This window comes from Microcoleus sp. Pol17C6 (assembly GCF_036701145.1).
Lineage (GTDB): Bacteria > Cyanobacteriota > Cyanobacteriia > Cyanobacteriales > Microcoleaceae > Microcoleus.
The window spans coordinates 62,961-75,164 of sequence record NZ_JAUBQH010000006.1; the positions used below are offsets into that span (position 1 = coordinate 62,961).

General features: G+C 44.6%; 13 protein-coding genes. 5 read left to right on the forward strand and 8 right to left on the reverse strand.

Annotated features, from left to right (window positions below; genetic code table 11):
• Window positions 1-64 precede the first annotated feature (64 nt).
• Complete coding sequence (gene apcB, locus QUA25_RS04970; protein ID WP_333036060.1) at window positions 65-574, forward strand: allophycocyanin subunit beta; 510 nt, start codon at window positions 65-67, stop codon at window positions 572-574.
• 374 nt (window positions 575-948) lie between these two features.
• Here apcB and QUA25_RS04975 read toward each other — a convergent pair whose 3' ends face one another.
• Window positions 949-1,146, reverse strand: coding sequence for a hypothetical protein (locus QUA25_RS04975; RefSeq protein WP_333036061.1), 198 nt, complete (start codon window positions 1,144-1,146; stop codon window positions 949-951).
• Window positions 1,147-1,409: 263 nt separating this feature from the next.
• Here QUA25_RS04975 and QUA25_RS04980 point away from each other — a divergent pair, with 263 nt between their 5' ends.
• Together QUA25_RS04980 and QUA25_RS04985 are read left to right on the forward strand one after the other, a co-directional pair.
• A complete protein-coding gene (locus tag QUA25_RS04980) occupies window positions 1,410-2,252 on the forward strand; it encodes a TlyA family RNA methyltransferase (protein ID WP_333036063.1) in 843 nt (280 codons plus the stop codon).
• A gap of 121 nt (window positions 2,253-2,373) precedes the next feature.
• A complete protein-coding gene (locus QUA25_RS04985) occupies window positions 2,374-3,063 on the forward strand; it encodes a hypothetical protein (RefSeq protein WP_333036064.1) in 690 nt (229 codons plus the stop codon).
• Window positions 3,064-3,255: 192 nt separating this feature from the next.
• Here QUA25_RS04985 and QUA25_RS04990 read toward each other — a convergent pair whose 3' ends face one another.
• From QUA25_RS04990 to QUA25_RS05020, 7 genes are all read right to left on the reverse strand, one after another.
• Complete coding sequence (locus tag QUA25_RS04990) at window positions 3,256-4,746, reverse strand: DUF697 domain-containing protein (protein ID WP_333036066.1); 1,491 nt, start codon at window positions 4,744-4,746, stop codon at window positions 3,256-3,258.
• 198 nt (window positions 4,747-4,944) lie between these two features.
• Complete coding sequence (locus tag QUA25_RS04995; RefSeq protein WP_333036067.1) at window positions 4,945-5,553, reverse strand: Uma2 family endonuclease; 609 nt, start codon at window positions 5,551-5,553, stop codon at window positions 4,945-4,947.
• A 155-nt stretch (window positions 5,554-5,708) separates the two neighbouring features.
• Window positions 5,709-7,157 carry a slr1306 family protein gene (locus tag QUA25_RS05000; protein ID WP_333036068.1) on the reverse strand — a complete coding sequence of 483 codons (1,449 nt, stop codon included), beginning with the start codon at window positions 7,155-7,157 and terminating at the stop codon, window positions 5,709-5,711.
• A gap of 31 nt (window positions 7,158-7,188) precedes the next feature.
• Window positions 7,189-7,386 (reverse strand): hypothetical protein, encoded by a 198-nt coding sequence (locus tag QUA25_RS05005; protein WP_333036069.1) that lies wholly within the window; start codon window positions 7,384-7,386, stop codon window positions 7,189-7,191.
• Window positions 7,387-7,407: 21 nt separating this feature from the next.
• Complete coding sequence (locus QUA25_RS05010; RefSeq protein WP_332953014.1) at window positions 7,408-7,830, reverse strand: thioesterase family protein; 423 nt, start codon at window positions 7,828-7,830, stop codon at window positions 7,408-7,410.
• A gap of 273 nt (window positions 7,831-8,103) precedes the next feature.
• Window positions 8,104-9,186 (reverse strand): ATP-dependent 6-phosphofructokinase, encoded by a 1,083-nt coding sequence (locus QUA25_RS05015; RefSeq protein WP_333036070.1) that lies wholly within the window; start codon window positions 9,184-9,186, stop codon window positions 8,104-8,106.
• Window positions 9,187-9,499: 313 nt separating this feature from the next.
• On the reverse strand, window positions 9,500-9,742 hold the full coding sequence (locus QUA25_RS05020; RefSeq protein ID WP_333036071.1) for a hypothetical protein: 243 nt from the start codon (window positions 9,740-9,742) through the stop codon (window positions 9,500-9,502).
• 137 nt (window positions 9,743-9,879) lie between these two features.
• Between QUA25_RS05020 and QUA25_RS05025 the strand changes: the two genes are divergently transcribed.
• Both QUA25_RS05025 and QUA25_RS05030 read left to right on the forward strand, forming a co-directional pair.
• The gene (locus QUA25_RS05025) at window positions 9,880-10,386 is read left to right on the forward strand and encodes a hypothetical protein (protein ID WP_333036072.1); all 507 of its coding nucleotides are present in this window, start codon (window positions 9,880-9,882) and stop codon (window positions 10,384-10,386) included.
• A 286-nt stretch (window positions 10,387-10,672) separates the two neighbouring features.
• Window positions 10,673-11,491 (forward strand): FkbM family methyltransferase, encoded by an 819-nt coding sequence (locus tag QUA25_RS05030; RefSeq protein ID WP_333036074.1) that lies wholly within the window; start codon window positions 10,673-10,675, stop codon window positions 11,489-11,491.
• Window positions 11,492-12,204: the final 713 nt, after the last annotated feature.

Genomic DNA, 12,204 nt, shown 5'->3' on the forward strand with positions numbered 1-12,204 from the left:
GTCTACAATAGGCGGTCTGTCTCAGATAGCAAAGTATTGATAAAGATTTTTGGGAGAGAAACTTATGCGCGATGCAGTGACTAGCCTGATTGAAAACTATGATGTTGCTGGTAGGTATTTAGACCGAGATGGTATCGATCGGTTGAAATCTTATTTTGCAACCGGCACGGCACGGGTACAGGCGGCGGCTGCGATTAACAGCAATGCTGCGGCAATTGTCAAGCAAGCTGGTATCCAGCTATTTGCTGAACAGCCGGAACTGATCCGTCCGGGCGGAAATGCCTACACGACTCGCCGTTACGCGGCTTGTCTGCGGGATATGGACTACTACTTGCGCTATGCTACTTACGCCCTGGTGGCGGGAAGTACCGACGTGCTCGATGAGCGCGTGCTGCAAGGTTTGCGAGAAACTTACAATTCTCTAAGCGTTCCCATTGGCCCGACGGTGATGGGGATTAGCATTATGAAGGAGATGGTTAAGGCTCAGGTGCAAGCTGCTGGCTTGTCTGTGGGGCCTTTTTTGGATCAGCCTTTTGATTACATGATTCGCGAATTGAGCGAACAAGATATTTAAGTCAATTTGCTAGTTCTTTTAGCAGCAAATTGCATTTGTGGCTGGCACTTAGCAGCAGTTAGATCGATCGCTTTTTTTGGCATCACAGCCTCCAAGCGATCTTTTTTTATGGGTTATATAGCAGTTGACAGTTGACAGTTGACAGTTGACAGTTGACAGTTACATACTACGAGCATCAAACCGTTTATGCTAAAGGGTCATAGGATCTATTCATGACATTATTTATGTCCTAACCTGTGTGGCGGTTGCTATACAATTTTAGATTAAAGATTTCAGATTAAAAATAAGAGATTAAAAATTTGAATAATTGGGAATGACTTATGAATTAAGGGTTTGGAGCTTCCCTATAATTGCATTCTTGTTTGAAACTGGTACTAAAAATCGTCAACCCATCCCCAGACGAGGCATTTGTTCAGGGGATTTTTGGTTTGGCGCAGAGCGATTTGTGCGACGGTTGTTGCTTCTACTTCGCCATTGGGGTAAAGAATGTGGATGATATCACCGCTGACGAAGGCGAGGGGATTTTCTTGACAATTGCCAGGATTTCTGATAGGAAAGTTAATTGTTTTCATAGTCGATCGCCCTGATGGTATTTGTAGCGCTTTTAGCTGCATATAAATCATCCGCTAGTCACAAAAATTATTGTGTGATTCTATGAATGTTTATCTGTGATAAAACTACACACTCACAGCGATCTCAGTCACATCATGTGAGCTGGGGCGATCGCCCCGTGATGATCTCAAAACCAAAATAATCGGCAAAAATTAGCAGTGGGGCTTGTGCGTAAGTGCTAATCTGGTACTGTTCTTAACCCTATCCGTACAGATTAAAAACCTTGGCTAAACAGCGACTAGACACATTATTGGTCAGCCTAGATTTGTGCAGTTCCAGACAGCAAGCTCAGGCCTTGATTCGCACTGGGAAAGTCTCCATCAACCAACAGGTAGTTGACAAACCGGGCACTGAGGTCGATATTGCAGCAAAAATTCAGATTAAAGAGCGATCGCGCTATGTTTCCAGAGGCGGCGACAAATTAGCCAAAGCTTTAGAAGTTTTTGCGATTCCCGTTGCAGGCAGAATTTGTCTCGACGGCGGCATCTCCACAGGCGGTTTTACCGACTGTCTGCTGCAAGCCGGCGCCGCCCTAGTGTATGGCGTAGACGTTGGCTACGGTCAAGCAGATTGGGGCTTGCGTAACGATCCGAGAGTAATTTTGAAAGAACGCACCAATTTGCGGTACATGACTGCTGCTGAGCTTTACGGCGACTCTGAGCGAGCAGATTTGGCGGTAGTAGATGTGTCGTTTATTTCCCTGGATAAGATTTTACCGGCGCTGTGGGAATTGTTGGTACCACCGCGAGAAGCGGTGTTGCTGGTAAAGCCGCAGTTTGAGGTAGGGCGCGAGAGAGTCGGGAAAAAAGGCGTAGTGCGAGACTCAGCAACTCAAGCTGATGCGATTTTTCAAGTGTGGAAGGCAGCCACAGCTTTAGGATGGCAGGAACGTGGCTTAACGTGGTCGCCTTTACTTGGCCCGGCAGGTAATATCGAGTATCTTTTATGGTTGGGGATCGATCACGAACAAGAAACCGACCAGAGGGCGATCGAAGAGGATGTTGTGAAGGAACGAATTGCACAAGTCACCAAAGCGGCGGCGCGGGAACTTGTCGATCGATTGTAGATTGATTTCAAGATGTCAAGCTAATCTATTTTAAAAATCAAATTTGGAACTCCAGATTGCTCTAAATTTTAAAAAATTTTGTCAATCAGACTCCTAAACTTTCACAAGAGTGAATAATTCCATGCAATCATTCAAACAAGCCGGTTCGATTTTCCTGTACGTTCTAGGTGCCATCGGGTATGTGGCGATTGTAGCTACTATTGTAGGCGTTTCTATTCTCATCAAGTGGGCCGCTCTGCTACTAGCCGACAAATTATTATATACCATCCTGATTATCGGCGATTTGTTGAGGGGTATCGAAATTATTGAACTGTTAAATATATTGATATTTGCATTTATCGGTATGGGAGTGGGTGTGGCGACAAGACTTCTACACCCTCAATACGGTCGCAAAATTAGTGCGGCTTTGTTGATAGTTATAGTGCCCTTAGTTTTCATGATTACGCCAGCCATTCGATATAATGCTTGGCTGGAAAAAGTGGAAGAATCGGATAAATTATCGCCTTCGCAAACTGCAACCTTAACTAACTCATTTTTGAATAGAAAAGTTGGATTACCAGGTTTTATCGGTTATTACGTATATACTGGTCAGTTTCCGGTTATTCCGACGAAACAATCGGAGATGAAAGACCTTGACAGTTTTGAAAAAAGAGTTAATTCCAGATTTGTACAGTTCACAGGTATTGCTCCGACTATTGTTTCTTGGTCAATGCGGGTTTGTTTTTGGTTGATTAGAATATTTTACTTTTCTATAGCGGTAATTGCGACAATCGCCCACTTTAGGGAAGGTGTTAGAATTGCCAGACGGTAATACGATTTTCGATTTTCGATTAAAGAATTGGAAATTACTTATGAAGATGGTGGTGTGGAGCTTAGCTACAGTTGCATTCTTTTTTGACAATTGTATAAGAATAAAAGCAGTAGGGTGCGTCAGATCCTAGCTCTTCGATTATTCGCAAATAACCATCTGCTGACGTACCTTACTCAACTACTAGGGCAATTTTTAATTGCCAATTTTAAACTCTTGCTGCAAGCGATCGATAATTGTATTACGCTCGATGGTGGCGAGAATGTCTTGAATTACCGTATCTTGCCCCAGGGGGCCCCAGGTGCAGCCTTTTTCTAAATAAACTTGGGCGGCGCGACCGACAGCGTAGGTTCCATAAGCTGCTAAACTAGCTTGAGTGACAGCAACTCCGGCAAAAGTAGAAAAGCCGATGTGCGGGGCCGCAGCCGCCGCACTTTTGCCAAATCCCAACAGAAAACTGCTACCCAATTCTCCCAAAAGTACGCCGCCAGCACTGGAGAAAATCGTCTGCCAAAGTTTCCCGGCCTCGTAACCAGTCATAGGTAAGCCGTAAAGTCTGGATAAAGAGCGAATTAAGGCTAAATCTGCGACACTTGCTCCCATTACATCCAAGAATGCCACTGGATTTAAACCGACAGCCAAAGCTTTATATTTTGCAAATTGCCAGATTAAATCTTCGGCTTCTGTTTGTCGCAATTTGAGAACGTGACGGGCAATGTGTGCTTCGGCATCTCTAGCTTCAACTAAAGCATTTAGAGCCAGGAGCGATCGACCTTCTCTGTTAAGAATGGTGAGAATTTTATTTTTTAGTTCGTCTATCTGCGCGGGCGGCGACTCCCATTCGTAAGTGACTCTTCCGTCGGACCATTCCACCCGCACTTGCACCGGCGCTGGTTCCGCAGCTACCATAACTATTTCTAAAGATTTGGAAGTTTTAGCGGGTGATTTTGCAGTAGATTTATCTGAGGAGTTGTTTGGGGGTTCGGACAAATTTTCGCTATCTGTTTCCTCTGTTACCGCAGCGGCTGCTAACTGTTCAGAATTTCCCAGCGCTTGCAAACTTTGGTAAATAGCTTTTCTGTCTAATTCTGGATAAAGGTCAATTTTATTAAAAACTAAAATTACCGGTTTTTGAGCTGTTTGCAATTCGCACAGTGCTTGATATTCAGTTCGGGTGATATCGCCTGCAACGACAAACAGAATTAAGTCAGCTTGGCGAGTTACTTGTTTCGCCATTTCGCCGCGCACTTCGCCGCCAACTTCATCAAGTCCGGGAGTATCAATTAATTCAACTTGCACCCCTCCTTTCCCCCCCTTGCCAAGGGGGGGTTGGGGGGATTCGTCGTTGTCAAGGAAGGATAGAGGCACACTCCAGCGCACGGAACGCGGCCACTGAGTCACGCCGTTGAGAGGGCCTGTTTGCAGAATTTTGTGACCTAAAAGCGCGTTTAATACGGCTGACTTGCCGCGGCTGACTAGGCCGAAAGTAGCAATGCGGATTATGTTGTGGTCTAGTTTTTCTGAGGTGGAAGTTAAGATATCTAACTGATATTGCAGCGCCGCTTCTAATTCTGTATTATTCGAGTTTTTTTTCCCTTGGCGCAGGTGGGAATAGCGCGCCAGGGCTTCGCGCAAACTGGCACGGGCAAGAGATAAGCGATTTTCTTGAAGGGAATTGTCAGCCATTGGCGATCGGCTTTGTTAAGCAGGTATAATTGATCGTCGAATTATAAATCCTATTTCTTATTTTAATACAATTTTTCATAAATTTATAATTTTTTTGTTGTGAGTTTTCCAAAAAATATTGAACGGGATATCCCGCCCGTTCCACAATAACAAAAAATTTTTGTTGGACAGGTATCTTGCCTGTTCTTTTCCCTAACACTAGGCGCCGCCTCGGAAAATTTGATCGACGTTCAGCTCCATATTGGGAAATGTAGGTGAAATAATGCGATCGCTCCCTCTGAACTGTGTAATTCTATACTCTCCGTCCACAAGCTGGCAAACCGAAAGCGTGGGTTCTTTGGGGTCGCCAATATGACGTATTCCGCCGAATGCAGCATAATCCGCAATCCAATATTCGAGGATGCCCATCATTTCGTAATCTGCCAACTTTTTGAGATAATCGTCGCGCCAGTTGGTACTGACAACTTCAACAAGTAGCGGGATAGATGTTCCTTGGGTGATTGTTGCTGACTTCAACCATAAGGGTTCCGACGCTAAAGCCTGACGGTTTAATAGCAAAACATCAGGAATATATCCTGTATCTTTAGCTGGGGGCTTAACTAGCGCTTTCGAGGGAATGCGGTATGGAAGTTGCAGTTGGGTGTAGAGCAGCGTAAATTCTTGAACAAGGTATGCTGTGATATCTTCGTGTTCTCCTGTTGGCTGCATTTCAACCATTACCCCGTCGTGGAGTTCGTAGCATCTGTTCTCGGCTTTGTCTTCTAGAAATTCTTCAAAGCTTAGTATTTTTGGTTGAGTTTGTATCATCGTGCAAACTTTATTTGATTGTATAACAGAAGGCAGAAGGAAAAAGGAAAATATTAACTGGTTGCCTGGTTCTGCCGGGGAACAAGCAAGATGCCTGTCCCACAACAGAAAAACTGTCTTGTGGAACAGGCATCTTGCCTGTTCCTTTATTTTACTTAATTGGCCGCCGACTTAACGGTTTCGGGCCCAGATACCTGAGATGAAAGGCGACTCGCCACTTGGTTGACGAAAGATTGCAAGAAGGAAACTTGCTGATTTTGCGTAAATACTGCTTGCAAAGTTTTAGTCAACTGGTCGAGATTGAAAATGCCTTTGGGAGCATTTTCCAGTTCTTGACTTTGGAAATATTCAATTAAACTCAGTCCTGCTATTCTGGTAAAATATGCTGCACTAATTCCCTGCACCGCGCCTCCTGCTACATAGGTGACGGCATTGCTTTTCAGCAGTCCAGTAATAGTTTGGGTAGACAGTTCTACTAATCCCAATTTGAACATTTGATTAGCTAAAGTACCCGCTACTGTCTTAGCTTGGTCTAAGGAAAACTGTTGCTGGTAGATGGCACCGAGGTCGATGACGAGTTGGGTGCTGATGGCGGTTGTTGCTAGCAAGTCTAAAGCCGGAACCGGGTTAGTAAAGACGGCGGCGGCGGCGATGTACTGATATTGTTCGATAATGGGAATTGCCCGATCGCGCCTGACTGCATTTAATAAGGTTTTTGCCTCTAACTTGATACTTGCAGCCTCGCGCACTGCACTCGCCCAGACCAACTGTTGCCGTTCTTCAGTTAAGATTTTAGTCAATCTTTCCGTCAGCGGGTCAAGTTGAGATACTTGCTTTTCGATGCGTTCTTGAACTGTGCCGTCCGCTTGGTGTCGGCGCACTTTAATAGAATTGGGAGAAGCTGCGATCGCAATTATATCTTCGGTTCCCAATATTCCTTGCATTTTCTGCTGCAAAGAGTGCAAAACCTGCGACTGCTGTTCTGGCAAATATTGGTCTAGTTTGTTCCACACTAGCAGCACGCGCTGACCTGCTGCTGCTAGCTGAGATAATGTTTGAAATTCGGAATCTGTGATGTCGCCCGCTGTCACAAACAGCGCTAAATCACCATTGATTTTGGCATCTGCATTTGTATTAGCAAACAGCGGTGCCGTTTCTTGTAAACTAAGCTTTTGCGGATGTTGAGATGCCCAATTAGAATTTAAAACTTGAATTAAGGCTGTTTTGCCGACAGCTTTACCGCCAGTTACGGTAATCCGCAAATCTTGTCTGTCTAATTCGCTTCTGAGCCGATCGAGCTTTGCTGTTAGATTAGCAGGATCGGCGGAGTTTTGAGCTTCTGAAGCCAGCAATTTAATGGCTGCTTCGGAGGTTGCGATCGCTTTTTCGGCTGCTTCCCGGTTCGCCAGGGGTTCCGGGAGTGCGAGTTCCAGTTTGGGGGATTGTTGCTTCCACCACCAATACCCCGCACCGGCAGCAGCCAAGCCGATGAGTGCCGTTTCGCCCATTTCTGAACCCGAATGCTGTAGAGTTTCCAGCAGCCACAGCGCTGCTGAAAGTCCTATTCCGCCTATTAAAATCGGTCGCCGCAAGTTAAGTGTCATTTTTTCCTTCCTGTGGGTATTGTCACCAAGCTTAACCTTCGCGGGCTTGGCCTCCCTCCCTATATTCCATCGTACCTCTGTGACATCCAAACTGGCAGGCGGGCAATCCGACTTTTTGCCATCGGGATTTGCGGCCCGCTGCACAATCAACTTTTTGCACTTCTACAAACGGGAAATAGAGGACGGAAGTCCTCTCTACAAACCAAGAGATTTTTACAGGATTTTGCAAATATAATAGTTGATTTTTTCTCTATGTTGGTAATGCTTGAGATTGTGATTCAAAAATATCAATTATTTGTTTGGGAATTGCTCGCGGTCGCATGGTGGTAACTTCAACCCAAACCCAAAGCGCCTCGGCTTTTAACAATATTTCGTCACTTCCAAGTAAGCGAATTTCGTAGCGGCGGACGGCGCGCGGGCCGCGCAGTTGTTCGATCCAAGTTGATATCTCCAGTCGATCGCCCGCAGCGGCAGATCGCAAATAGTCAATCTCTATCCGCCGCATTACAAAGACGCCCCCCAGTTCCCGGTAGCGATCGAGTGTAAATCCCAAGTGTTCTAAATGTTCGATCGCAGCGTGTTCTAAATAATGCTGGTAGACAGCATTATTGACATGACCGAGGGCGTCCATTTCGTAATGGCGCACTCTAATTTGTGCAGTAAATGGTGTCAATTTCTCACCTTTCTACTTGTTGCGGTATTTTGTAGTTCCGAGCGCGATCGCGCTCGATGTCGATACTCGCTCGGAACTAATTGCAAGGTACACTAATCATAGTTGAAACGCCACTACTTCCAGGTTAATATTAGTCGTGGAAGCACCGCCGGTGAGCACCTTGGTTTTTTAAGCACAATACACTGGCTTAAAACCCTCAGTCTCGGTTAACCCAGTTTCGTGGTTCTGAGTGCGTCCCCGACTTAAACTTTGAGAAATCGGACGGGTAATTGTTTAGTCTCCCAGACAAATCCCTAAACCGCGGGCCGTTTTAACCAGAGTACCATTGAACTCTACAGGTCTGTATTTGGCGATCGCATCTTCCAGAGGAACGCTCACAACTTCCCGCTTTTGCCAAGATACCATGCAGTCGTATTTCTCTTCGGCAACTAAATCAACTGCTGCCACGCCAAAAGCAGAAGCAATTAATCTTTCTAGCGGTGAAGGAGTTCCCCCGCGTTGAGTATGTCCCAAAACAGTGACGCGAGTTTCTGCACCGCTACAGTCAGAAATTGTATCAGCTAAATACTGACCAATTCCGCCTAATCGACTTTGACCTAAGCGATTTGTGTGCATTACTAACTCGCCTGCTTCTGTGCGAACTGCCTCCGCTACTATAATTAAACAGTAGTTTTTTCCCCGGTCTTGGCGATCTTGAATTTGGGCACAGATTTGGGAAATTTTGTAAGGGATTTCCGGAATCAGAATTATATCAGCTCCCCCAGAAATTCCGGCACTGATCGCAATATGTCCGGCATCGCGTCCCATGACTTCAACAATCATAACGCGACTGTGACTGGCTGCAGTAAAATGCAAGCGATCTAGTGCTTCAGTAGCAATATTGACAGCCGTATCAAAACCGATGGAACGCTCGGTAATTCCGACATCATTATCAATAGTTTTAGGAATAGCAACTAAATTCAAATTACCTTGTTGAGCAATCTTCCTGAGAATGGCAAGACTGCCATCGCCACCAATGCCAATTAAGGCATCCAAACCTAATTGATGATAGCCTTCGATAATATCCTCAGCACGATCGCGTAGACTTCCATCAGACATCGGGAAGGCAAAAGGATTGCCCTCATTAGTCGTGCCTAGCATCGTACCGCCAATGGTGAGCCACGAGTCTACTTTCTCAATATCCAAGGGAATTGCTTGAGGGGGACGACTCATCAATCCCTTGGTGGCTTGACGAATGCCCATCACTTTCCAATTGTAAGTTCCCGTTGCGCGGTGGACAACGGCTCGGATAACTGCGTTTAAGCCTGCACAGTCACCCCCGCTAGTGAGGATACCGATACATTTTTGTTCTCCCATAATTAATGCCCGACTTTTGTTACTCAGAACATGACTTGATTTTTTTAGATCCCGATCGCCCAATCCTGATTTTCGACGTAAATAGGTAAGCAAAAATAAACTTTACTCTGTAACAGAATGTAAAGCTATCATAACTTTTGTGATTGCTTTCATAAGATATCGCTCATTCAGGGAGCTTTTCACTCACTTTTGACTACTTATGTATTTTCAAGCTTCATCGACCTAATGGAGTGCCTCATCTCTGACGCATCCCACAAGTTCGATCGCCAACTAAGTAGCATCGCCAATCACCGTCTCCAACAAAACATCAATTTTACTTGGGATTGAGGCGTTTAGAAACTTGGTTAATTATACCGCTGAGAATAGCACCGCCCATAAGAATTCCTAGGGCGGGATTAAATACGGGCTGCCAGAGACTGTACCACAAATCAAAACCGAGATTCACCCCAGTCGATCGACCTGCTACTGCGATCACAAACCACCCAAAAATGGCAAAGACGAAAAACACATCAGCTACTAAAATCAAGTTAAGCAAGTTAAGAAATTTATCTTTCATTGTCGAGGGTTCCTTTTGAGTGTATATGTGTCCAGTTTTGGCAAGCGGTTGGTAATGGAGCAGATTGATAGCTGCAACTGGCGATCGAATAAAGATAAAATATCATTCAATTGTTTTCGCGCACAGGCTGTCAAAATATGGTTCGCTATACACTTCCTCAAAGCCCCGAAATTATTTTAACTGTCAAGGGGAAAGATTCAGCCAAAGCCCGGGAAGAAGCGATGGATCGGCTGATGGATCTCATGGATGAGGGCAAGCTGCCTACGGAACTCGTGGAGGGATTTGGGCCCAAGCAGTTTGTTGAAGTTAAGGATATCGAAGATGCTGCGTCTGACGGCGAGGACGCGATTACTGAAGCAGTCCAGATTTTGAGCAATTTGGCAAGTCTCAAATTGAAAGTCATGGAATCCCGGGAAGAAGCACTCAAAATCCGGGCGGCGATCGACATTTTATTTACAGATGAGGCTGTGACGGCCGAGGAAATTGGTCGTTTGAAAGATGGTTTCAAGGTTCTCAAAAATTTTGCTCAAGCTAACGTCCGCTATCGAGAAGCTAGAAGTAAAGCCGAAGAAGCGCGGGCTATTCTCGACGAAGCTTTGCAATCTGTCGAACCGGAAAACAAGGCGCAGAAATCCCCAAAATAGTAGGAGGTTGCATTGAAACTCACATCTTGCACCATTCTCAAAAACAGGCATCTTGCCTGTTCCACAATAAAATTTAATGTATATTGCGGAACAGGCATTTTGCCTGTTCATAAAAAGCTTATTGACAATGGTGCAACATCTGAGTTTAAACCTATTTCTGTCATTGCGAGCCGAAACGAAGCAATCGCCGAGGTTTGCGATTGCTTCGTTTCTTTATTCGGACATACAATAACTCTGCTGCAAGACATAATATTAAGTTTGTCCACATTGAAATCAGGAAAAAATTGTGAGCCAACAACAAACAGGAATTCTCAGAAACTCGATGTCAGGCAGCTTGCTGCTGGCTAAACAGTTAGGTTTTGAACCCAAAACTGTGATTGATGTCGGCGCGGCATTGGGAACTTTTAACCTTTACGAAACTTTTCCCAATTCGCGACATTTGCTAATTGAGCCGATCGCCGAAAATGAACCTTACCTCGCCAAAATTTGCCGCAAGCTCAAAAGTGCAGAATACATTATTGCAGCCGCGAGCAAAGAATCGGGAGTTTTCACCCTCAACGTCAGTCCCGGTATGGTGCATTCTTCACTTTCTGAAAATCGCGTTACTGACAGCAGCGATCCTTATTTGAGAAAAATACCAGCAATTACCCTGGATGGAATATGCAGGGAAAGAAACTTGTCAGGCCCGTATTTAATTAAAGTTGATGTAGACGGACAGGAATTAGATGTTTTAGCAGGCGCAACTGAGATTTTGCAGCAGACTGAATATGTAATTGTAGAAGTTACTTTGTTCGGTCAGATGTATGATGTAATGAGTTTTATGAAGTCCCAAGGATTCGCAGCTTACGATATTGTTGATTTGTCATATCGCCCGATTGATAAGGCTCTGTGGCAAGTTGACATGGCTTTTGTTAAGGAATCCGGTCACTTCAGAAGAGAGAGGGGTTTCGCAACAGGAGAGCAGGATATCGAAGCACTTAACTCGCATCTCAAAGCTTATCGGGAAAGTTTCATGAAATACATTGACACTCATTACAGCGACCCAGTAGAGCCGGAACCGCAGGTTAATCAAGCTATTTTGGGCGAAGATTATGTTATTATTTAACTCAACTTTCTTCCATCTGATAAGTAGGTAAGCAGGAGTAAACAGAGCTATTTGACAGTATATAAACCGCCGTAAATTAGACAAATTTATGGTCTTTGGATACTTGATAATTGTTTAATAATTGTTTTTGCATCGCCTCCAAACTTACTAAATTCTGGTCGCACTTCGCACTTAATTTAATTAACCCTCAATATCTAAGAAATTGGTTTTCTAAATGCTGATATTGCGGTTTATAAGCTTGCAATCTGCTGTAAGTTGGCTTTCATTAGATATTAAAAAGTGGTAATGCCCTAATGTCTGCCTCACCAGGATAGAAACATCAATGCAGCTAAAAACATTACAGATCAAGGTTTACGAATTTGAGACGTAGGGCATACCTCCGTAGCTTCTGGAGCTAGAGTAAGACTAAGTAAAGGCACTGCTTTTACTTGGCATCAAGCTGTGAAGGAAGAATTCCCCGTCAAGCTACGCTGTGACGGGGGAGCGTCAACTACCCCAATTAATTCCAAGGCGTTTTTGTTGTGAATCGTTGAGTTGCTGGCGGTCGAAGCTGTCAGCCCTCAACCTATGGACGCTTTCAATGGTAGTTCTTGATTGCAAGGTATTGCTGCCAAAATATAGTAGATGTCATATTCTTTGAAGCACTTTTATATTCTCTACTTACGGATGACTATTCAATACTACTTTCAGCAGCAAATTTAAACCATCGAGTC